Genomic DNA, 21,938 nt, shown 5'->3' with positions numbered 1-21,938 from the left:
AAAGGGAAACCGTAAATTGAAAAAAATATTTTTTTAATGCATTTATTCTAGTAATCTGATTAAATAAAGTCTAAATTTTTGTGATTTTTTAGAATTTTAAGAACTATTTCTCACCAAAAATTGATAAATAACCACCATTGCCAAAGTATCTCTTTCGCAATATTTCAAAAGATTTTCTCTCAAATTTTCATCTGTGAAATTTCCGTTTTCTATGGATTGATGAAACAAAGAACTCGCAGATCCACCATCTTGAATTTCCAAATTTTCATAAGTAAAATCGGGAGCAATTGCTGGTAAAACAGATTTAATGGAAGCCGAATTTTTCATCGCAGGGAAATAAAAGTGTCCGCCTTGAAAAACCGGTAATAAATCTACAATTCGATCTACTAAATTTAGTAGAAAATCTGCGTCTTCAGGGAAAAACTTTACCAAATCATTCAGTCGTCCAACTTCAAAACTCTGATTGTAAGTCACTATATTTCCTTTGGTTGCAAAATCGTTTTTTAATTGCTCCACCATTTGTTTTAAAGGATCTTCACCGTTGCTAAAATCTTCGGGATTGGCAAGAAACTCTTTGTGCGTCAACTTCCCATCTTCTTCTAAAATATGCAGCGAATATTGAAACGGAACCTGCTGATAAGGTCTTGTTCCATTTAAAACAGGAATTCCCGGAAAGACTGTTTCAAAATCGAAAAAATACAAAGGAAAGTCCCATCGTGAAATCAGATTTTTAATGGCTAATTGATCCATGTAAGTTTCATCCTTTTGTAATCCGTTTCGTTGAAGATTTTGAAAATGGGTTAAAGCAAAGTCATCGGGAATATCCTCAATTTTCAAGATGTTTTGCTCGTATAAATTCCACCCTTTCTTACCACCTCGATATAAATTAAAAACTGAATATTCGGGAACATGTTTCCAACAATGATGGGCATAATCACACCCAAAAGGACTAGAACAATGTCCGCCAATTTCCACCACTGGTTCTTGTTCAATCTCCAACATTTTTAATAAACGGTCTAGATTTTCTGCCACCCAATCTTGATTGGCCAAAACCTGTTCGGTAATATCTGTGAGCTTAAAGATTTCAGAGGTAATTTCCCCCTGCCGAACGTATTGATTATTAATATGCATCATGAAAAACCGGTCTGGAGCCAAACCTGCATTTTTCATCACAAAATATTGCAGAGAAGCATCGGTAAAATGATAATCTTTCACAGAAGTACTGCTTTTCACTTCTATTGCCCAAACTTCATCATCTTTTCGATGCAAAATATCGAGCATACAAAATGCATTTTTTGCGCTAAAGGTGGCTTCATAAACAGTCTTTACCTTTTCGGAAATCCATTTTTCTGTATTTTCAATTGAAGGTTTTAAGTCGGAATAATTTTCTGGCGTGGCATCTTTTCCGTTCGGAAACATTTCTTGCGCCAATATTCCAATGCGATGTCCAAGATCAAAAACTGCTTGCGTTTGATCATCGATTTCTGGTTTTAATTCTTTACGGTAGAAATCAAACCACAGTTTTTTATCACATTGGATTCCGGAAACGAAGCGAGATTTGGAGAGGGTTTTCATATTTAAGGTAAAGATTAAAATCGCGGTTAAAGATTAAGAAAAATTATTCATCATCTTTTTTACCTCCGATTTTAAATGATTTTTAAAACTTAGGGGCGAAATAATTTTTACGGAACTGCCATGAGAAAGTATTTCTCGTTCGAAATCATACGTGGGAAAGAGAGTCAATTTGATTCGGAATTCATCGTCATCATCAACCAAAATTTCCTGGGAATGATGCAGTGGAAGCGTTTTGATGTACTTCCCCTGATCAGAATCGAAAGAAAGTACAATCTCTTCTGGCGTTTCATCTAAGGTTGAAATAATGCCAAAGGAATTTTCAAAATCTTTTTCGGCGTCATATTTCTTGGGTTTAAAGGTAGAAGGTGCAATTTCCAGGTCGGAGATACGATCCAATCCAAAAGTTTTGATGAAATATTTGTCATCATTTTTTTCGTGTGCCAACAAATACCAACGGTTTTTAAATTCCTTTACTGCATAAGGTTCCAAAACTTTTTTGTGAGGAACGCCTTCCCAAAATTTGGTATAATTTAAAGTAATCAATTTTTGATGCGTAATCGCATGAACCAAACCACTTAACCAATGCAAACCTCGAGATTTTCTTTGCTCAAAAAGCATGACGTTTTTCTTTCCTTTCACATTGCGATATGCCTCTACAAGCAACAGATTGTCAAACACATCTTCTTGAAATTCGTCCTGATCTTCATCATCAATCACATAGGTATTTGAAGACCGGCGGTAAATAATATCCGTTTTTAGCACTTTAGAAATTGCTTCCTTATCGCGCAAGAAAGTTCGTTTTGTAAATTTTAGTTGATCCTGTTCGATATCCTGTTGTTCATATTTCCGAATCAGATAATCGTAAATTTCTTCATAAGATGCGCCGGCCGCTTTTCTACTACGAAGAAAATCTTCAATAAATTTCAGGCGAAGGATCTGTTCAATTTTTGCCATTTGTTTTAAGTTTAGGTAAAGATAAAAAAGTAGAACGACAAAATAAGACGGTTTACAAAACGATTTTCATTAAAGTTGTTTATCTTTAAAATTATTAAGATTCTTCTTACAGTTATCCTGGAAGTTTAGGTCTGAAAAGTGGAACATTCTCAAAAAGCTCACGTTCAAAGATTAAAGTAACACCTTCCTGTTCAAGGATTTTAAGTGCTAACAAAATATCGTCCATACAATCTTGATCGTTATAATCAATTTCAAGGCCACTAAAATAATGTTTCATCATTTTGAAAACATCATTCTGGTGTATAGAAACTTTATACACATAATAGGATTTCACGCTGAAATCTAAAAAATCCTGAAAATCTTCATCCTCACTTTCCAAGAGACCTTGATATTTCTCGGGGAATCCTTCAGTCGAATATTTATTTTCTAAACAGTAATGAAAAATAGTATTCATAATTTGAAACTCGTAGAATTCGGCTTCCTTCAAATCATCGAGAGAATCTGTACTTTGAATATTTAGAATATTTTGTTTCAGTTCTTTAATTAAATCGATCGTTTCCACAGCTTCTCTATTAGTTTTTATTTGAATTTAAATATAGTTCTTTCTTTCCATTTCAGTTTTTTAAATTTCGCAATCAGTCTTTAAATCTTCAAGCTGTTGTAGATCTTTGACTTTTGTCCAGAAAATTCCTGACTTGGAAATAAAAAATCCTTTATTACAATCTAAAAGAATGATTTTATTATCAGCAGCAATTTGCATTATTGTGTTCATTGTTTCGGTTCCATCATAAAGAAACTTCCATGATTTTCCACGATCTTTCGATTGAAGCAAATGCGATGGATTTGTAGGGCAGATTCTAATAAATGTTCCTTTAAATTCTATAAGTTGCGACATTTTCCTCTTTAAAATTATGAAGCAAATTTAATTGATCGTTAAGACAAAACAGGGCACTTAAAAAAACTAATTCATCTAAAAATTGATGAAGAGATGAATGACTCATTTTGTCTGAGAAGCGTATTATTTTTGAAGCAAAATGAACTACCCAATATTAAAAATAGAAAGACTGGATTATCAAACTCCACTAACAGATATTTATTTATTTGAAGGAGTGTTCGTGTATTCCTCTAAAGGTTTATTTGGTCTTATTGCAGACAATTTTGGATCTATCATTCCACCGATTTATGAAGAAATTATTCCCGCGTTTGATTTTCACTTTTGGGGTCGAGAAAATCAGAAATGGAAACTTTACGATTTTAAAAACATTGAAATAAACGGAATAGAATTCAAGCATGTTACTACTTTTTGTAACGAATACGCCTGTGTAAGTAGAAATGGAAGCAACTTTGGATTCATGAACCGAAAAGGTGAAATCAAAATTACAGATCACTATCTGAAAGGAAAACATTTGGGAAAATCATTTTTTGTTGTCGGGAAAAACATTCGAGAAAAGGTAAAATATGCAGTTATTGATCTTCAAGAACATCTTATCATTCCATTTATTTTTGATGAAATCCCAACTTTTACGGAAGTGGTTTTGTTGCTATTGAAAAGAAGAAAGCCACTGAGAGAGTGGCTTCAACTATGATTTATTTCCCAAATTTAAGTTGCCAATTTTTAACCGCCTCTAAAATCAAATTGCAGTAAGTGGAATGCTTAATAACACGGTTATTAGGATGATATGCATTTAAAAGCAAATAATCCTTGTTCTGATAAATATGCAGAGAATTATTTTCTACATGAGCCTCAAGTTCTCCGAATAATTCAAAAAAGTCATCATCGAAAAAATTATAAGTACCACCAAAAATAATGATCTCCGGATTAATCAATTGAATTTGTTGATGCAGCGCATTTTTATTTTCAGAATAGTACTCTTTGATTAAGTTCCAATCTGCCTGACTTCCACCAGGAACTTTTTTCACATTAATGTATGCAACTCTTTGCAACACTTTAATAATAGATTCATCTTCATAAAAGTTCCCCATAGAATCCCAATCCTCGCCGGTAAAAATACCGTTTGTAGTATATATAATTGATGTAAAGGTATTTGCCCAACCAGTCTTAAGTCCTTTTCCAGATGTATTTTTTAAATCTTTAAGTGCGTCACGCATTGTCCAATCAGAGTCTGAACTATTTGCCTCTTTTAAAATCCAAAGAATTTTAGGCGATGCTATAATGTATTTTGCAAAATCCACAATCCCGTCATGAATTACGTTCTCACCTGAAAATAGTTGATCACTTTCTATTTCAGCCAAATTAAATTTTTCTAATGTCATATTATTTTTTTTAAAATTACATTTATTCATCCAAAAATCAGATATTCCATTTTTCCTTTATTTCCTTAAAATGAGAATGAAATTCTGATTAAAATAGTTTCGAGTAATATTCCTAGTCTATCTTATTTTTGTCCAAGTTCTACCTTCTGTGACCGATCGAAATGTACCCTTTGAAGTTTTAGAAAAAACGATATTCGATTTATTTCCCAACTCAAAAAACTCTCCTATATCATCTGCCCTTTCAAAAATGATTTGCCACGAAATACCGGCATTATCCGAACTTATTAACTGAAATCGATTTTCAGCTGGAATTTTGATGAGTTTAAGTCCAATGTAAATAACTTGTGACATATTTGCAATTTTTAAATTTGATTTATCTTATTCTAAATATTATCGCTACAATAATTGATAGTGGGACCAGCATCAAAAATGTAAAAAATACTAGAAGGATTATCTTGAGAAATTTTAAACCTCCATCTTCTCGTGACTTTGGAAGCAACATTTTCCAGGTCAATGTTCTTTCTTGAATTAACTGCTCCGCCGGAATCTTTTCAAAAAAGATTTTAAAAATTTTTTTCATTATTATTGTTTTTAGAATCCAATTTTGCGTTTCTCTTCTCCACTCCATTTCTCATTTTTGCACAAACCTTCGATGTCTGTAAAATTCAAAATATCTCCTTGCATAATTTCCTGCATCGCACATTTTCGTGCGATATTTTCCATTTCGCCACCTGAGAATTGAAATTTTTCGGCGAGAGTTCTACTTTCTTTTGAAGAGAGAATCGGCAATTTTTCTTTCCAAATTTTAGCAGAGTTTTCTAGAGATGGTTGCTCGAATTTTACTTTAAATAAAAATCTGCGCTCAAAAGCAGCATCCATATTTTCGACAAGGTTTGTGGTAGCGAAAAGAATTCCGTCGAAATTTTCCATTTCTTCCAGGATTATGTTTTGAATGGCGTTTTCGGTGTCGGCAACATTTGAACTTCCTGCAGATTTGCGTTTGCCGATGATGGCGTCGGCTTCATTGAATAACAAAATAGGACAAAGTTCTTCGCTGCGTTTCATCTCTTCATATTCTGTAAAAATTTTCTTGACCAATTTCTGACTTTCTCCAAACCACATGCTTTTGGTTTCAGAAATATCAACTTTAAAAATATTTCTACCCGATTTTTTCGCCAATTGATAAACACTTTCGGTTTTTCCAGTTCCGGGAACTCCGTGAAGAATGGCGGTAATTCCTATTGGCATTGATTTCTCTTTTAATCGTTGCTGCATTTCTTTGAATTTTCCATCCAATAAAATACTGGAAATTTGTGCTAATTGAGAATTTTCTTCGGGATTATAAAATAATTTTTTTGCCGAAATATCTTTTGCTTTGATGAGTTTCGAATTTCCCCCAGAAATTTCGTTGATGTTCAAACCTTCGTTTTCACGTAGAAAGTCAATCACTTTTTTAGATAATTTCGCCTTCTTGTTATCCTTAAAATTCTCCTTTGAAAGTTCCATTAATTGACATTTTGAAAGCTTAGTTTCTTCGTTAATAATCATTTTTTGGAAATATAAGGCATTGCTTTTCGTTGAAAAAAAATCATCCACCGTTGATTGAATATTGGTGTTAAAATCATTGTGGCCGCAACAAATCGCATCCCATATCATATCTAAAAAAAAATAAGTTTCGAAAGGGTTAAGGTTATAATTTTTAATTTCACGAAAGATGGGCATTTCTAAATTCTCAATGCAAAGTGTATAAAGATATTCCGTGAAATCATAATGACTGATGGATTTTGAATCGAGCTGGCTGCTCATTTCATCAAATTCTTCGAGCAGATCTACCAAGTTATTTTTTTCGTCAATCAACTCCTCAACTTGTATGATGGGAATAAAGTGATTTTTTGAAATTTTGTTGATGATATTTTGAGAAAGTTCATACTTTGTGATCTGCTTTTTGCGGCTGTTTTTATTCATCAAAAGATTTCGACTGTAAAGTATTTCTATGGATTCTCGATATTTTAAAACCTGAAACTTGCTTAAACCCAAATATTCGAACACTTCCGAGAAACAGCTGTTTTCAAACCAGAGAACGAAGGCGTTTGCAAATAAAACGGTCTCGATATCATTGAGCTGTAAATGTTTTGCTAGCAATTTAATTTCCTTTTCTGCTGCTTCGAAAAGTGGCTGTTGTAGTTTACTGTCTTTCGAAAATTGATAAATTTTTTCGATTGATTCCAACACATTGAAATTCACTTTTGCATCCATATTTTTTGTTTTAGAATACAAAGATGAAAATCAACTACGCCAAATTAAGTCGTAAATGAGAATTCCAAATTTTTTTTTGAGAAGTATTATTGAATTCTTTACAGTTTCGATACGGAAGGAATTGCCATGAGTTCTTTTCCTCTTTTTGAAATTTCAAACTGTTAATTGATATTTTCTAATTGCTTTCTACATACATCAGTGCAATCACTAATTGTAAGTATTAAAATCATTTTCTTTACTCCAATTGATAATCGAATAATTACTAATGATTTAACTATAAAAATAAAAGCAGGTGAAAGTTTTTTCTTTTAGAGATTATCTTCATTATACGCTTTGATATCGGTAATCGACATCAATATTTCAGGTGATTAGAATACTGAAAATGTCCAGTTTATTAACTAAAAAACTGGACATTTGTGTATGATATTAAATTTAGCGGTAATCTAAATGCATAACGATTATCTCTCAGACTTTTTCGCTTCAATATCATCCTTAAATCTCAAAAAAATCTCCAGTTTTTTTAGTTCTATTTTTGATCCACAGTTACATTAGTTTTGTGTTTTTTGTAGAGGTTTTACAACAGTTTTATCGAAGATTATTTTCCTTCAGAAGCAACTCCTTTTCATATTTCTGAGTTAATTTGACAAAGAAAATCATATAAATTTTAGGATTTAAAATTTCGCAAATGCACACATTTTATTTCGATAAACAATATAAACCTGAGTAAAATAAATACAATAAAAACGAGTTCCGAAGTTTTTTTCCCTTTTCGAAGAAAAGGCAAGAGAGTCTTTGGTAGTATAAAATGTAAATTTTGTACGCACAAAGACACATCTTGCTAGTACTTTTTTCAGAATTAAGAAATTTTATTTAGTCTACCTTATTTTAGTCTGGTTACAATTGCTTATTTTAGTCTACTTTCGGCCTTTTGATATTTGGAATTTTCAGTGCAGAATTATTTTCCAAGGAATGATGCAATTCAAACATTACCATATTTTTTTCTAGAACAGACTTCCAATTTAATATGGGTTTTCCGATTGTATTTTTCCAATCCGCTTGATCCCATTGATAAAATTTGTGAATCAATACGTCATCTAATTTTTCGGAATAATTTGGTAACGTTTTGGAAAAACTCATAAACTGTTGTAATGTCGGATATCGAGAAGATAAACTATTTGCAATAATTTTTGGTTCTGGAATTCGATATAATTCTTCAACCGAAATTTCTTTTATCTCAACTGTTTTCGGAATTTCTTTGGGTAATTCATTTTCATTCAAAACGAAACGATTCGGGAAACCAGGATTTCTGTGATAATCTAAAATCCCCAATTGTTTTAGTTTATTTTTCGCTGTAATTACCGTTTGTCTGGAAAGTCCAAGTTCTCTTGCAATCTCGTAATCCGACAATACAATTTCCTTTTTAAGTTCTTCGCATTTGTAGAGTATAAATGTAAAAACAGCAATTGTATTTGAGCCAACTTTGTTATTAGAATTTAATTCAAAAATTTTTCGAAATAAAGTTCCCGAAAAAAAATAAATATTTTTCATCTTTTAAATGTTGAGTTAAACTGAATTTTAAGTTCATTCTTTGGGTTATTACGACTCAACCAATCATTCAAATCTTTAAAACCTGAATACAAAATCCGACAATCTTCTACATTTTTGTTTTCATTTTCAATCATTTCAACTGCCCTATTTCCGGCTTCATCATTATCAAAATAAAGCTCAATATTTTCATAATTTCCGAGTGAATTTTTAATATTATGAATCATCGAAACTGAATTCAAAATGATATAATTGGAAGGCTCTTTTTCTAAAAAACTTTCTACATTTTTAAAGGAAAGAAAATCAAAAAAACCTTCGAAAATCCTAACTGAATTTGAACTGTTTCTAATTGTTGAAACATCTTTTTTACCCAAACAAATTTTGGAATATCTATTGCGAATTTCATAACCGCCAGAATCATTTTTAAATCCAATACCGAAATAATTTTTGTCATTCATTCGATAATGAATTTCATTTAAAAATTGAGTTTGATTTTCAACATTTCTTTCCTTTAAATATTCTAAAAGTGCAGGATGCTGAACATTTTTAATTTCAATGATTTCATAGTTTTTAGAAAGATTTTCTAATTTACTATTGGAAGTTTTTTGCTGTTGAAAAGAAGAAAAACTCTGATTTTCTGCCCATTCTAAAACTTCTTTTACAGAAGCATTCAAATATTTTTTCATAAAATTGACATTGTTTCCACCGATTCCTTCAGAGTGTAAATACCAATAATTTAGGTTTTTATTAATTTTAAAAGAGGCGTGGTTTTCTTTGGCAAATGGATTGAGAAACCACGCTTCTTTTTCTGTTTGTTTTGTTGGAAGGTGTCCGAGAATTTGGAGGACTTCTTCCAACTTTATGCTGTTAAATTGTTTGCAATTCATCTTGTAGATTTTTCGGGTATTAATTATTGTGATTTTCTGTAGAATTGTTGAAAAAAAATTATTAAATAATTGATTTTTAGATATTTAATTATTCAACAAAAGCTCAACAATTCAACAAACTTGATTTTATTTGCTCAACAAACATTCAACAAAAAAGTGGATTTAAAAGTTTGTTGAGGGTTTTGTAGAGAACTAATTGATTGATTTTCTTTTCATTATCAATTAATTCAACGTTTCAACATATTTTTGAAGAATGAAATCTTTTTTAACGGTGAAAAATCGCCCAACGGAATTGTTTTGATAGAATGTTCCTGCAAAATCAATGTCGTATCTAATGTAGGTTAAGCCGTTATTTTGGGGATTTAGTTTCCACATTTCCTTTAAAATATTTCGAATATCGTTTCTCGTCCAATAAGTTGGTCGAAACATCCTGTTCATCATATTGAGAATATCTTGCGGGACGACATTGATTTCTTCATCGTTGTTACTTTCAAAAAACTCGTACAGCAACTCAATCATTTTAGATTCTAGCTTATTGTTATTCTTGAAAACCAGTTTTTGGAGTGCTTTTGTCCTGATTTCATCGGCAGAAAACCACATTCTTGTTTTCTTTTCTGTTGAAAAAGGTCTCTCGATTAAAAACCGAAGAAAATGAGGGATTTCTGAAATGAGATTGTCGAGAAACTCTGTATTTTCAACTTTTATCGGATTTATTTTTAGAATCCAAAACCGAATTTCGTTTTCATCAATTTGAATAAAATTTTCTTCGTTATTGGAACACAAAATAAACTTGGCGAAAAAATCAATTTCTTCTCGGTCTTTTCCTTTGGCTTCCAACTTGTCTTTGTTGGTGGTCGATAGATATTTTAATCTTTCTGTAATCTCTTTTTTATCAAAAAACACTTCATCAATCGCCACAACCAACATTGCTGCCCAATCAGAATTAAATTGACTTCCGAATGAATCTCCTTTAATGTAAGTCATATTTAACCCGAAAATTTCTTTCAACCATTTGATGAACGTTGATTTTCCCGTTGCTCTTTCTTTGCTTACCAAACAAAGAATCGGTAAAATTTGGGTGGGATACTGCAATAGAATTTTCAAATAATCTAAACCCAATTCGAACTGTTCGCCGAAAATATGCTTCACAAAATTCAGAGAAAAAGGAACTTCATTTTTGAAATTTTCGTTTTCAGATGAAGGCGAAAATGGGATTTCATTGTAAATATTATAGAAACCTCTAACGATTTGTTGATAATCTAAATGTTCCGGAATACAACAAAAACCATCATATTTTGGAATCGAGGAAAGAAAAGCTTTGCCGTGGTCACTAATGATTGTTTCGCGATTCCAACGAACCAAAACTGTGGTTGTGTCGCCAGAGATTAATGGTTTTTCTATTATTTTGTAATAGGTTGTGCCGACTCGGATGTAGGGGATTTTTTGGCTCATCGTTGTGAATTTTGATTAAACTCACCATTCGATTTCCTGAAATTTTTCTTGAAATTGGCGTCGGCTTCAGATTGAATTTCTTGTAAGGTTTTCTTTTTTCCTTGGGAAATCCACTCTAATAATTCATCTTCAAAAAAATAGAGTTTTTTACCATTTTTGTAACACGGAATTTTTCGAGTTCTTACTAAAGTGTAAACCGTTGGTTTAGCTTTTCCAATTAATTCGCAAGCAGCTTCAATGTCGATTGGAATTCTTTTTGGAGGAATTGTAGTTGTTTCTTTTCTTTCTACAAGAAATTTAATTTCGGCTATTTCGTTAGCCAAATGTGCCACTGCTCTCGGCAGGTTTTCGAATGAAATTTCATTGCTGTCCATAAGTATCGTTTTTGATTGTTATGGTGCAAAGAAAAAAAGTGATTTCTCTGTGATGCCTATAAACACGCAATCACAGAGAAATCACTTAACATACACTTCGTTTTGTAATTTTTTATGTCTTTTGTTAGTCTGCCAAGTTTTCTTGAATTGTGATAATACCTTTTTTAGGTTCATCTTTCAAATGTGCCTTGATACTATCTAAATCAATATCGTCAAGCGAAACAAATACAGTTTTTAATAATTTTGAAATTTCTTCCTGTTTTATTGGTCTGAAATAATTCCAAATATTCCAACCGAAATGATAAAGGTCTAGATTACTTAATTCTTTTGTGTGGACAGAAATATCGTTAGGAATCTTTTCATTTTTTGAATATAAACTTACGGCATTACAAAGTGCATCAAGATCTTCATCTGTTACATATAATGCAAATTGATTCCGACTATAATCCAGAGCGATTTGTAGTTTTACACTTTCATTCTGTTGCTTTTGCTGGAGTTGAGTTTTTCTTATAGATTCCAGATTCACGGATTCTGTAGTTTGATTCACAACGTTTTCCTCCGAATTTTCGACTAAATAGATTGGTGTATTTTCAGCAATTATTTGTTTTTGCCTCTCCCCTCCATTCTCAGGATTTTCAGATGGAATCAAATCTTCAGTAGAATTTTCGGAACTGCTTTTTTTAGGGAAAATCTTTCTGAATAAGACAATTATACCATCGAGAAATAAGATAATAAGTGCATAAAATAATATACTTAATGCTGTGATTGACCAAAATACAATATTTGCGGTATATTCGTCGCCACCTTTTCCAAGAAAAGAAATTCTTGCTAACGCTCCCCCTATTACACATACTAATAGAACGGAAAGGTAGATGACAATATATTCAAAATATTTAAAGTGCATTTTATAAGTTTTTTAGTTGAATAGCAGTCGAAGCTTTATTTTTCTTTTCATCAACAACTTTTGCGTAAACCTGTGTAGTTTTTACATTCGTATGACCGAGCATTTTACTCACTGTGTAAATATCAGTTCCACTCGAAAGTTGAAGTGTTGCAAAAGTGTGTCTAAAATTATGAAAAGTTATTTTTTTAGTAATTCCAGCACTTTCAATCCATTTCTTAAGTGGTCGGGAAATCCACGCCGGATTAGTCAGATTTTTAAAAACCAAATCAGTTGGAAGACCTGCTGCACCACAAAGTTGTAATGCTTGTTTAGAAATCGGCATATATTCTACGCCTTTTGTCTTTTTTTGAGTAAAATTTATTCTGGTTTGATCGTTTTCAATATTGATTTCATTCCACGTCAATTTTTGAATATCGGAATGTCGCAAACCTGTCAATGCCGAAAATAGCGCTGCTCGTTTTAAAACATCAAGTTCGCAAGGTGTTTCAACCAAAGTATTGAGTTCCTCTAGCGTCAAATATTCTCTTCTCGATTCTTCGTGTGGAATTGATTTTATTTTAGCCGAAATATCTGTTGTAAAATATCCATCAATAAAAGCTTGTTTTAATGCAGCTTTGAAAACAGAAAAATAAGTTGAAGCTGTATTTTGAGAAATAATCTCTTGCTTATTGCTACCACTTTTCGCAGTTAACAAATATGATTTAAAATTTTCACAGAATTTTGTGTTGATCTGCGAAAACATAATTTTTTCACCTCCAAAATCTTTTAGAAATTCTATGGAGCGATACCAATTTACTTGAATAGATTCGGAATTGTTTTTATGTCGTTTATTAACCAACAAATCAAAATATCTCACAAAATTTTCCTGCGATTTTTCTTTCTGTTCTACTTGAATTTTGTCGAGTTCGCTGTAAAGTTCTATATTATCATATTCTCTCTGACGTAATTTACGCATAGAATCTGCATACAACATTGTTTCCCGATCATTTTCGCTTTTGCAAACGATAATACCATTGTCATCTCTTTTAGGTTTAAATGAAATGGATTCTTGGGTTGTTCTTGCAGGCCTTTTCTTATCAAAATCTACGGTTGTGATACTTCGGTTCAAATATTCCCGGATTCTTTGAACTTTATCTTTACCTGGAACCATCACAGGATAACTTTCCAAATAAATAAACCATTCTTTTCGGAACTCAGATTTTCTTAATCTTACTGTAACTTTGGTTTTTAACAACTCTTTCATTTTCCTGCAAAAATTTTATCAATTAAATTTTTAGGCACATACACGAAACTTCCAACTTTCTTTGTCGGAATTTTGTTTCTTTTAATTAGGTTTGTTACGGTTCCTGGATCAGCATGGAATTTTGAACTAATTTCGGAAATTGTATAGCAATTACCAACTTCGAAATTGGGTTTCTCAGGTTTTTCTTTAGATTTATCTGGTATTTCAACTGTTGTAAACATTTTTTCTATATCTACTTTGCTTACACGAGTAAGTCGCTCTCCTAAATTGATTGAAGGTATTTTTTTATTTTTAATTAATCTATGAATCGTATTTTTTGAAATTCCAAAAAGCATTTCCGCTTCGCTCACAGATATATAAGGTCGTGTTTGCAATTCAGCAATTTTAGAAACTGAGTTTTCTAACAGTGTTTTTTTTGCCTCGATTTCTTTTTCCAACTGTTTTTGCCGTTTTCCCAATTTTTCAGAGCAATACTTACTGCAAAATCTAGTGGTAATTGTTTTTGCTTCAAATGGCTTCTCACAAAATTCACAAAGTTTTGGTATTTTAAGATTACTGAAGCCCATAATTCATTTATTTTTAAAATTAAAAATACACATTAGTATATTTAAGACATAATAAGAACCACATTGTCCGTAATTAAGATGCGGTACAAATAAGATACAAAATTACAACAAAAATCGATTAAAATCAACTATTATTGAAAAAAGTAAAAATAAAAAAAATCGCCATAAACATTACGTTTACAGCGATTTACTAATTTATTTCAATCGATATTAATCGATGATAATTGCTACTTACTTGACTTCTTCGAAGTCTGCATCCTGAACATCATCAGCTCCGCCTGCATTACCTGCATTAGCATCGGCTCCAGGATTACCCTGAGCTTGCTGTCCTGCTGCATACATCTCTTCTGAAGCGGCAGTCCAAGCTGCATCCAAGGCTTCTGTCTTAGCTTTGATATCATCAGCATTTTTAGCTTCATAAGCTGCTTTAAGCGCATCATGAGCAGATTCAATCGCTGCTTTTTTATCAGCAGATAACTTATCACCAAACTCTTTCAGTTGTTTCTCTGTTTGGAAGATCAATCCGTCTGCTTTGTTGAAGATTTCTACTTCTTCTTTTTTCTTAGCATCGGCTGCAGAGTTTTCCTGAGCTTCTTTTTTCATTCTTTCGATTTCTTCTTCAGAAAGACCAGATGAAGCCTGGATTTTGATAGATTGCTCTTTACCGGTTCCTTTATCTTTTGCAGAAACACTCAGGATACCATTGGCATCAATATCAAATGTTACTTCGATCTGAGGAACACCTCTTGGTGCTGGCGGAATATCTGTTAAATCAAATTTACCAATTTCTTTGTTATCATTGAACATTGGTCTCTCACCTTGTCCTACTCTGATACTTACAGCTGGCTGGTTGTCAGACGCTGTAGAGAACACTTCGGATTTTTTGGTTGGGATAGTTGTGTTCGCATCAATTAATTTAGTGAAAACAGAACCCATTGTTTCGATACCAAGGGAAAGCGGTGTAACGTCTAATAAAAGTACATCTTTTACATCACCTGTCAATACACCACCCTGGATCGCTGCACCCAAGGCTACAACCTCATCAGGATTCACACCTTTTGAAGGTTTTTTACCGAAGAATTTTTCTACTTCTTCCTGGATGATTGGGATTCTTGTAGAACCACCCACCAAGATTACTTCATCAATATCAGATGTTGAAAGACCTGCATCAGACAATGCTTTTTTCACAGGATCCATAGATCTTTTTACCAAGTCAGCAGACAATTGCTCGAATTTGGCTTTTGTCAATGTTACAACTAAGTGTTTAGGACCTGTAGCTGTAGCCGTGATATATGGCAAGTTGATCTCTGTTTGTGGAGAAGAAGATAATTCAATTTTTGCTTTTTCAGCAGCTTCTTTCAATCTTTGCAATGCAATCGCATCAGACTTAAGATCTACACCTTCCTGAGATTTGAATTCTTCTGCCAACCAGTTGATAATCACATCATCAAAGTCATCACCACCAAGGTGCGTATCACCGTTAGTTGACAATACTTCGAAAACACCATCACCAAGATCCAGGATAGAGATATCAAAAGTACCACCACCAAGGTCATAAACTGCAATTTTTTGATCTTTATGGTTTTTATCAAGACCATAAGCAAGAGCTGCAGCAGTTGGCTCGTTAATAATTCTTTCTACTTTAAGACCTGCAATTTCACCAGCTTCTTTAGTCGCTTGTCTTTGTGCATCGTTAAAGTAAGCCGGAACAGTAATTACCGCTCTTGTAACTTCCTGACCAAGATAATCTTCAGCCGTTTTTTTCATTTTCTGAAGAATCATTGCTGAGATCTCCTGTGGTGTATATTCTCTATCATCAATTTTTACTTTCACTGTATCATTGGGACCAGCTACAACCTGGTAAGGCACTCTGGAAACCTCAGACGCATCATCTTTGAAGTGTGTACCAATGAATCTTTTGATAGAATATACTGTATTTTTTGGGTTGGTAACAGCCTGTCTTTTTGCAGGGTCACCTACTTTTCTCTCACCATCCTGTGTAAAAGCTACAATAGACGGTGTTGTTCTTTTTCCTTCTGCGTTAGGGATAACAACAGGGTCTTTACCCTCCATTACTGCAACGCAAGAGTTGGTTGTACCTAAGTCAATTCCGATAATTTTACTCATAATATTTATATTTTTTCTAATTTTTAAATTTAATTACACTCTCACTTTCTCAATATCTGTACCATTAGAATTTTTGTGACAAATTGACATAAAAAAACAAAACTCCGATTATATCGAAGTTTTGTTTTAGTAAAATCTGGAAATTTTTTCACTTATTTTTTGATAAATTTCATAGACTTGATGAAGTTTTTATCATTATAAGTTCTTACATAATAAACTCCGGCAGCAAAATCTTTCACATCAATTTTGTCTGTTTCATTTTTAATAAAAGCTTTTTTAACCAATCTTCCTTCAGCATTAAATATCTCTATCTCATTAATCTTCGCTAATGGTGATGCTATCGAAATATACTGTGTTGTTGGATTTGGGAATAAATTTATTGAATTTGCCTTTTCAACTTCATTAACTGACAAAAAGCTACATGCATTAGAGTTTAAAAGACTTGCTCTAGGTCCAGACATAGTATTTGATTTAATTGTTTTCTGATCGTTTGTGAAAAGTGCCATTTCTGTATCTGTTACATAATCCATAAAATTCATAAACATTGCTCCATTTGCTGTTGGAGTACACATATTAGAATTATCTGGGAAAACATTCCCTCCTCCGTGAGGATAATCAATAGCAGGTGTATCTGCACATCCGTCATCGTTATCCGGTGTTCCACAAAGACTGTCATCTTCTCCCCAAGGATGTAAAAGTCCGAAATAATGACCGATTTCATGGGTAGCAGTTCTACCACCGTTATAAGGATATTCAGCAGCGCCAGTTGTACCAAAATATTTATAACCTAAGCTAATCCATCAAAAGCCAATCCCGCTGCATCCGGTAGATAAGCCCATCCTAAATATGGATTTGGCATATCTCCTACCCAAATATTCAAATATTTTGTAGGATCCCAAGCCACAAGTCCTGAAGGTTGATAATAATTATTTGGAAAATTAAAGTTTGAAGCTACAGATTTTCTTTCTATACCTGTAGTAGTAGTTCCGTCACTTTTCACTGTTGCTAAACAGAAAACAAGTTCCATATCAGCGCCAAAAGGCTTAAATGCATCAGGAACAACAGAATTATAATCTGTATTTAATTTTCTAAAATCTGCATTAAGTACCGCAATCTGCGAGGCAATTTGAGCATCAGAAATGTTTTGAGTCGCGTTTTTATACACAACATGTACTACAACAGGAATAGTTACAACTGTTTGCGTATTTTTAGCAGTTGTATTTTTAGTTGTTAAATAATTCCTTAAATCCTGTTTTTTTGCTAACGCATCCGGGTTATTTGCAAAAAACTCTTTCATTTTTTGATCAGTTCCACAAAATCTCTGTCCCTCAACCTGTGCAATCATCAGGATTGCAAGAAATGGTAGATATTTTTTCATTTCAATTAATTTAATCTACTAATTTAAATATTTTATATAATATCACCCAAAAAACAAAAAATCAGACAAATAACACTCTATAACACAATAAACACTTACAATTAAACAATAAATACTAAAAACACATTTTAAAATTAAATTTAACAAAAATATTAGCATTAAACGATAGTAAATACAAAAGAAGAAATTTCAACTTTAATAATTTATGAAATTTTGACCTATCTAGAAATTTCTTTTGTTTCAACTAAAAATTTAATTAAGAATTAACTTTAGATCTCTATAATCAATCAGTTTTATTAGTATTTTTGATAAATTTTACACACAAATATGTCATTACATTTTAATCCCAGAGATGTTACCTGGTTAGCATTTAACGAAAGAGTTTTACAAGAAGCAATGGACGAAAACGTGCCGCTTCATCTCAGAATTCGTTTTCTTGGGATTTTCTCAAATAATCTTGATGAGTTTTTCAGAGTGCGTGTTGCAGGTCTGAAGCGTGCGATGGACTTTAAAGAAAAAGTAATTGCCGAATCGTTTTATCAGCCACCATCGAAAATTCTTCAGAGAATTAATGAGATTGTAATTACCCAGCAAGCAAACTTCGATAAAACTTGGAAAAAAATTCAGGTTGAAATGGCAGAGCAGAAAGTCTTTATTAAAACTTCAAAAAATCTCACAACCAAACAGAAAGAATTTGTAAGACAATATTTTGATGAAGTAGTGGAAGCCAATGTCATCCCGATTCTTCTTCACGAAAACACTCCAATGCCTTACATGAGAGACAAAAGTTTGTATCTCGGTGTTGCCATGAGAAAAAAAGACTGGAATTACCACAGCAATTATGCAATTATAGAAATTCCGTCACGTTTTGTGGGAAGATTTGTTTTGTTACCTACAGAAGATCCTGAAGAAAAAAATGTCATGTTGCTAGAAGATGTCATTACATTCAACCTGCCTCATATATTTTCTTATTTCGGATATGATGAATTTTCTGCCCATGCTTTTAAAGTAACAAAAGATGCCGAGATGGATATTGACAACGACATCAAAACCAACTTTGCAGAAAAAATAGAAAAAGGCCTCAAAAACCGTAGGAAAGGGAAACCGACCCGTTTTGTTTTTGATAAAGATATGGATAAGGCAATGCTCGAATTGCTTATCCGAAAATTAAATTTAAGCAAAAAAGACAGCATTATTCCCGGAGGAAAGATTCATAATTTTAAACATTTCATGGATTTTCCTGATGTTATTGAATATGGCAAAAAACCTGTAGAAAGAACATCTTTTACGCATCAAGCTTTTGAACATGGTGAAAGAGTGACTGATGTAATTTTGAAACAAGACGTTTTACTGAGTTTCCCTTATCATACTTACACACCGGTAATCGACTTGTTGCGTGAAGCTGCAATGGATCCGGATGTAAAATCTATTCAGATTACCGCTTATCGTTTGGCGAGTAATTCAAAGATAAGCAACGCGTTAATTTATGCTGCCAGAAATGGTAAAGAAGTAACCGTAATGCTCGAACTTCAGGCAAGATTTGATGAAGAATCGAATTTGATGTGGAAAGAAATGTTTGAACCTGAAGGAATTACTGTTTTAATAGGAATTCCGGACAAAAAAGTTCATGCTAAACTGTGTATCATAAAAAAACGGGTTCACAACAAAACGCTTCAATATGGTTTTGTAAGTACAGGAAATTTCAACGAAAAAACTGCCAAAATTTATGGTGACCATTTAATAATGACTTCTGACAGAGGCATTATGGCAGATATCAATAAAGTTTTCACCGTACTGAAAAAACCGAAGGAAGATTATCTTTCAGTTCTAAAGACTTGTAAAAAGCTTATGGTTTGTCCGCAATTTATGCGTGAAAAAATCGTACACCACATCGATAAAGAAATTGAAGAAGCCAAAGTCGGAAGAAAAGCAGAGATGATCATTAAGGTAAATTCTGTAAGCGACCGTGCTTTAATTACCAAAATGTATGAAGCTGCACAAGCCGGAGTTGTTATCAAAATGATTGTAAGAGGAATTTACTGTGCGATCAATCAGAAAGAATTTAAGCAGAAAATTAAAGCTATAAGCATTGTAGATGAGTATCTGGAACATGCAAGAGTAATGTATTTTTACAACAAAGGTTCTGAAGATATTTACATTTCTTCTGCCGATTGGATGAATAGAAACTTAGATTACAGAATAGAAGCCGCCGCAAAAATTTCAGATAAAAATCTTAAAAAAGAATTGAAAGACATTCTTGATATTCAGTTAAAAGACAATGTAAAGGCGAGAATTTTAGACAAAAAACTCAGCAACGAATATATCAGCAATGGTGAAAAAGAATGTCGCTCACAGATTGAAACCTATAAATATCTGAAAGCAAAAACTTCTGCAAAGTAGCATCAATAAAAGAGGATTTAATAATAACAAAATAATATTTCCGTAAATTTGGCTTTTAAAAATCACCAAACCGCAAATCAAACAACTGTAAATCAATAAAATACAATCAAAATGATCATTGCAGCGATAGACATAGGAAGTAATGCAGCCCGACTTTTAATCAATGAGGTAAAAATTCAAAACGGAAAACCTGAGTTTATTAAATTAAATCTTCTCCGAATACCTTTACGATTAGGAATGGATGTATTTACTCTTGGAAAAATCGGTACCGAAAGAGAAAAAATGGTCTTAGATTCTATGAAGATTTTCAGTGATTTGATGAAGGTTTACAAAGTAGAACATTACAGAGCCTGCGCAACGAGCGCCATGCGTGATGCCGAAAATGGTAAAGAAATTATTGAAAAAGTAAAAAATCACTCCGATATTACCATAGAAATTATTTCCGGAGACGAAGAAGCAACTTTAGTCTATGAAAATCACGTTGCAGAAGGACTTGACAAAGATTTTGCCTATCTTTATGTAGATGTTGGTGGAGGTTCTACCGAACTTACGTTCTATGAAAATGATAAAATGGTCTACGAGAAATCTTTCAACATCGGAACAATTCGTCTTCTCAACAATCTCGTGACAGAAGACAACTGGAAAGAAATGAAAGAAGAAATAAAGGCAAATATCACTAGTAAAAAACAAATTGTGGCCATCGGTTCCGGCGGAAACATCAACAAAGTTTTCTCAATGAGCAAAACCAAAGACGGAAAACCCATGTCTATTGCTTATCTGAAGAAAGCTTACAAAGAATTTAATACACTTACCGTCGACGAAAGAATGACAAAATACGGCTTCCGTGAAGACAGAGCCGATGTTTTGGTTCATGCTTTGAAAATCTACAATCTCGTAATGCATTGGGCAGATATCAATAAAATCTTTGTACCGAAAATTTCTGTTGCGGATGGTTTGATTCATAATATTTATGAGAGGGTTTCTGGGGAGGAATAAGGTTTTCGAAATTAATAATAAAATTTTTATTGCTATTGTTATCTGAAAAAGTTCATAAACAATATAATTCGGAAAGCGTATTTGTGCAACAAAATATTTTTGTTTACTCAACACGTAATTTTTGATTTAGCAAAAAAAAACTATGAAACAAATCGCACTGATTTTAGCTATATTTTATTCGGCAATAAATCAAAACGCTCAAAATATAAAATTTAGAGAAAATATTGACAAAGATTCTTTGTTTAATGTCGCAGTTCAAAAATTACCTATCGAAATGCGTGGGGATTTCACTAAAACATACAAGAGTGGAAATGAACAGGAAAAGGAATTTTTACTGTTTATGACTTTAATGCCAGAAAGCAGCAAACAGGAACTTATAGCAAATTTTGAAAACAAAAAAACGGAAATTTAAAGATTAAAAACTGAATTTCAAAAACTTGTTCCTAAAAATTACGTTGTGGATATCGAGTTTAAGCCTGAAAGTAAAATTTTGACTGTAAGTGAAGAAATTACTATTAAAATCTATAAGGTTAAAAAGAAGGAAGAAAAAGAATATGCAGATGAGATTGAGAGATCTGATGATTTAAAAGTTATATCCCAAAATTGGAATTTGAAACCAAATTCGAATGAATTGGACAAAATTATTAAGTCGATTGGGTGGACAAATCAAACTCTTGATAAAATTAAAAAACTTTTAAACGAGGCAAATTGCATTTCAATAGAAAATGGTAAAATTACTACAATAGGTTTTGCAAGAAGCGGAATGGGCAAATATTATTACAAAATTTTCGAAAAACCGCTTAGTGAGAAAAGTAAAACAGAATACAATAACAATTGTCAATACATTTTTTATAAAGATAATATTGTTCTTGAATATGGTGGCGGTGCAATCGGTTCACAATGTTTTGAAAAACATTAACAATAATTTAAAACTACCAACTTTTTAACAAAAACATTTAACCATTTCATAACCTTCCCGTAAAACCCTCACAACCTACAACCTTCAT

General features: G+C 32.5%; 22 protein-coding genes. 5 read left to right on the top strand and 17 right to left on the bottom strand.

Translation table 11 applies throughout. The annotated features are described in order from the left end of the window. Positions 1–96: 96 nt before the first annotated feature. The 4 genes from FDY99_RS17340 to FDY99_RS17325 form a co-directional block, all read right to left on the bottom strand. Positions 97–1,575 (bottom strand): DUF2779 domain-containing protein, encoded by a 1,479-nt coding sequence (locus FDY99_RS17340; RefSeq protein ID WP_139423032.1) that lies wholly within the window; start codon positions 1,573–1,575, stop codon positions 97–99. 33 nt (positions 1,576–1,608) lie between these two features. Next, positions 1,609–2,529, bottom strand: a complete 921-nt coding sequence (locus FDY99_RS17335) for a helix-turn-helix transcriptional regulator (RefSeq protein WP_139423031.1) — start codon at positions 2,527–2,529, stop codon at positions 1,609–1,611. Positions 2,530–2,641: 112 nt separating this feature from the next. Beyond that, positions 2,642–3,091 carry a hypothetical protein gene (locus FDY99_RS17330; protein ID WP_139423030.1) on the bottom strand — a complete coding sequence of 150 codons (450 nt, stop codon included), beginning with the start codon at positions 3,089–3,091 and terminating at the stop codon, positions 2,642–2,644. A gap of 60 nt (positions 3,092–3,151) precedes the next feature. Continuing rightward, positions 3,152–3,424 carry a beta propeller repeat protein gene (locus FDY99_RS17325; protein WP_139423029.1) on the bottom strand — a complete coding sequence of 91 codons (273 nt, stop codon included), beginning with the start codon at positions 3,422–3,424 and terminating at the stop codon, positions 3,152–3,154. 139 nt (positions 3,425–3,563) lie between these two features. On the opposite strand from FDY99_RS17325, the gene FDY99_RS17320 reads away from it, so the two are divergent. Next, a complete protein-coding gene (locus FDY99_RS17320) occupies positions 3,564–4,115 on the top strand; it encodes a WG repeat-containing protein (RefSeq protein WP_139423028.1) in 552 nt (183 codons plus the stop codon). A 1-nt stretch (position 4,116) separates the two neighbouring features. Here the strand turns inward: FDY99_RS17320 and FDY99_RS17315 are convergent, their stop codons facing one another. From FDY99_RS17315 to FDY99_RS17255, 13 genes are all read right to left on the bottom strand, one after another. Next, positions 4,117–4,803: a TCP-1/cpn60 chaperonin family protein gene (locus tag FDY99_RS17315; protein ID WP_139423027.1), complete on the bottom strand. Its 687-nt coding sequence runs from the start codon at positions 4,801–4,803 to the stop codon at positions 4,117–4,119. A 117-nt stretch (positions 4,804–4,920) separates the two neighbouring features. Next, a complete protein-coding gene (locus FDY99_RS17310; protein WP_139423026.1) occupies positions 4,921–5,154 on the bottom strand; it encodes a hypothetical protein in 234 nt (77 codons plus the stop codon). A gap of 240 nt (positions 5,155–5,394) precedes the next feature. Further along, a complete protein-coding gene (locus FDY99_RS17305; protein WP_139423025.1) occupies positions 5,395–7,059 on the bottom strand; it encodes an ATP-binding protein in 1,665 nt (554 codons plus the stop codon). Positions 7,060–7,968: 909 nt separating this feature from the next. Further along, entirely contained in the window at positions 7,969–8,607 is a 639-nt protein-coding gene (locus FDY99_RS17300) for a cyclic nucleotide-binding domain-containing protein (protein WP_139423024.1), read from the bottom strand. Further along, positions 8,604–9,491 carry a toprim domain-containing protein gene (locus FDY99_RS17295; RefSeq protein WP_139423023.1) on the bottom strand — a complete coding sequence of 296 codons (888 nt, stop codon included), beginning with the start codon at positions 9,489–9,491 and terminating at the stop codon, positions 8,604–8,606. The genes FDY99_RS17300 and FDY99_RS17295 overlap by 4 nt, the downstream gene beginning before the upstream one ends. A gap of 222 nt (positions 9,492–9,713) precedes the next feature. Further along, entirely contained in the window at positions 9,714–10,943 is a 1,230-nt protein-coding gene (locus tag FDY99_RS17290) for a primase-helicase family protein (protein WP_123910517.1), read from the bottom strand. Further along, the gene (locus FDY99_RS17285; RefSeq protein ID WP_123910515.1) at positions 10,940–11,317 is read right to left on the bottom strand and encodes a helix-turn-helix domain-containing protein; all 378 of its coding nucleotides are present in this window, start codon (positions 11,315–11,317) and stop codon (positions 10,940–10,942) included. The genes FDY99_RS17290 and FDY99_RS17285 overlap by 4 nt, the downstream gene beginning before the upstream one ends. Before the next feature lie 124 nt (positions 11,318–11,441). Continuing rightward, complete coding sequence (locus FDY99_RS17280; protein WP_139423022.1) at positions 11,442–12,221, bottom strand: DUF2214 family protein; 780 nt, start codon at positions 12,219–12,221, stop codon at positions 11,442–11,444. 1 nt (position 12,222) lies between these two features. After that, entirely contained in the window at positions 12,223–13,464 is a 1,242-nt protein-coding gene (locus tag FDY99_RS17275; RefSeq protein WP_139423021.1) for a site-specific integrase, read from the bottom strand. Then, positions 13,461–13,901 (bottom strand): helix-turn-helix domain-containing protein, encoded by a 441-nt coding sequence (locus tag FDY99_RS17270; protein WP_228448826.1) that lies wholly within the window; start codon positions 13,899–13,901, stop codon positions 13,461–13,463. Before FDY99_RS17270 ends, FDY99_RS17275 begins: the two co-directional genes overlap by 4 nt. A 360-nt stretch (positions 13,902–14,261) precedes the next feature. Beyond that, complete coding sequence (gene dnaK / locus FDY99_RS17265; protein WP_139423019.1) at positions 14,262–16,157, bottom strand: molecular chaperone DnaK; 1,896 nt, start codon at positions 16,155–16,157, stop codon at positions 14,262–14,264. Positions 16,158–16,309: 152 nt separating this feature from the next. Next, positions 16,310–16,954, bottom strand: a complete 645-nt coding sequence (locus FDY99_RS17260) for a zinc-dependent metalloprotease (protein ID WP_228448950.1) — start codon at positions 16,952–16,954, stop codon at positions 16,310–16,312. Beyond that, complete coding sequence (locus FDY99_RS17255; protein WP_139423018.1) at positions 16,945–17,535, bottom strand: zinc metalloprotease; 591 nt, start codon at positions 17,533–17,535, stop codon at positions 16,945–16,947. The genes FDY99_RS17260 and FDY99_RS17255 overlap by 10 nt, the downstream gene beginning before the upstream one ends. Positions 17,536–17,862: 327 nt before the next feature. Between FDY99_RS17255 and ppk1 the strand changes: the two genes are divergently transcribed. From ppk1 to FDY99_RS17235, 4 genes are all read left to right on the top strand, one after another. Then, complete coding sequence (gene ppk1, locus FDY99_RS17250) at positions 17,863–19,935, top strand: polyphosphate kinase 1 (protein WP_139423017.1); 2,073 nt, start codon at positions 17,863–17,865, stop codon at positions 19,933–19,935. Positions 19,936–20,046: 111 nt separating this feature from the next. Further along, the gene (locus tag FDY99_RS17245) at positions 20,047–20,931 is read left to right on the top strand and encodes a Ppx/GppA phosphatase family protein (RefSeq protein WP_139423016.1); all 885 of its coding nucleotides are present in this window, start codon (positions 20,047–20,049) and stop codon (positions 20,929–20,931) included. 142 nt (positions 20,932–21,073) lie between these two features. After that, positions 21,074–21,343 carry a hypothetical protein gene (locus tag FDY99_RS17240; RefSeq protein WP_139423015.1) on the top strand — a complete coding sequence of 90 codons (270 nt, stop codon included), beginning with the start codon at positions 21,074–21,076 and terminating at the stop codon, positions 21,341–21,343. A 45-nt stretch (positions 21,344–21,388) separates the two neighbouring features. After that, entirely contained in the window at positions 21,389–21,850 is a 462-nt protein-coding gene (locus tag FDY99_RS17235; RefSeq protein WP_139423014.1) for a hypothetical protein, read from the top strand. Positions 21,851–21,938 lie beyond the last annotated feature (88 nt).

This window comes from Chryseobacterium mulctrae (assembly GCF_006175945.1).
Classification (GTDB): Bacteria; Bacteroidota; Bacteroidia; order Flavobacteriales; family Weeksellaceae; genus Chryseobacterium; species Chryseobacterium mulctrae.
This window is presented reverse-complemented; position numbering and strand designations above follow the sequence as displayed.

Bases quoted from the DNA above. Each gene is read 5' to 3' on its own strand.
- FDY99_RS17295 (WP_139423023.1), bottom strand. From the start codon at position 9,491: ATGAATTGCAAACAATTTAACAGCATAAAGTTGGAAGAAGTCCTCCAA.
- FDY99_RS17245 (WP_139423016.1), top strand. From the start codon at position 20,047: ATGATCATTGCAGCGATAGACATAGGAAGTAATGCAGCCCGACTTTTA.
- FDY99_RS17290 (WP_123910517.1), bottom strand. From the start codon at position 10,943: ATGAGCCAAAAAATCCCCTACATCCGAGTCGGCACAACCTATTACAAA.
- FDY99_RS17255 (WP_139423018.1), bottom strand. From the start codon at position 17,535: ATGAAAAAATATCTACCATTTCTTGCAATCCTGATGATTGCACAGGTT.
- dnaK (WP_139423019.1), bottom strand. From the start codon at position 16,157: ATGAGTAAAATTATCGGAATTGACTTAGGTACAACCAACTCTTGCGTT.
- FDY99_RS17320 (WP_139423028.1), top strand. From the start codon at position 3,564: ATGAACTACCCAATATTAAAAATAGAAAGACTGGATTATCAAACTCCA.
- FDY99_RS17340 (WP_139423032.1), bottom strand. From the start codon at position 1,575: ATGAAAACCCTCTCCAAATCTCGCTTCGTTTCCGGAATCCAATGTGAT.
- FDY99_RS17280 (WP_139423022.1), bottom strand. From the start codon at position 12,221: ATGCACTTTAAATATTTTGAATATATTGTCATCTACCTTTCCGTTCTA.
- FDY99_RS17285 (WP_123910515.1), bottom strand. From the start codon at position 11,317: ATGGACAGCAATGAAATTTCATTCGAAAACCTGCCGAGAGCAGTGGCA.
- FDY99_RS17300 (WP_139423024.1), bottom strand. From the start codon at position 8,607: ATGAAAAATATTTATTTTTTTTCGGGAACTTTATTTCGAAAAATTTTT.
- FDY99_RS17275 (WP_139423021.1), bottom strand. From the start codon at position 13,464: ATGAAAGAGTTGTTAAAAACCAAAGTTACAGTAAGATTAAGAAAATCT.
- FDY99_RS17325 (WP_139423029.1), bottom strand. From the start codon at position 3,424: ATGTCGCAACTTATAGAATTTAAAGGAACATTTATTAGAATCTGCCCT.
- FDY99_RS17310 (WP_139423026.1), bottom strand. From the start codon at position 5,154: ATGTCACAAGTTATTTACATTGGACTTAAACTCATCAAAATTCCAGCT.
- ppk1 (WP_139423017.1), top strand. From the start codon at position 17,863: ATGTCATTACATTTTAATCCCAGAGATGTTACCTGGTTAGCATTTAAC.
- FDY99_RS17335 (WP_139423031.1), bottom strand. From the start codon at position 2,529: ATGGCAAAAATTGAACAGATCCTTCGCCTGAAATTTATTGAAGATTTT.
- FDY99_RS17305 (WP_139423025.1), bottom strand. From the start codon at position 7,059: ATGGATGCAAAAGTGAATTTCAATGTGTTGGAATCAATCGAAAAAATT.
- FDY99_RS17315 (WP_139423027.1), bottom strand. From the start codon at position 4,803: ATGACATTAGAAAAATTTAATTTGGCTGAAATAGAAAGTGATCAACTA.
- FDY99_RS17240 (WP_139423015.1), top strand. From the start codon at position 21,074: ATGAAACAAATCGCACTGATTTTAGCTATATTTTATTCGGCAATAAAT.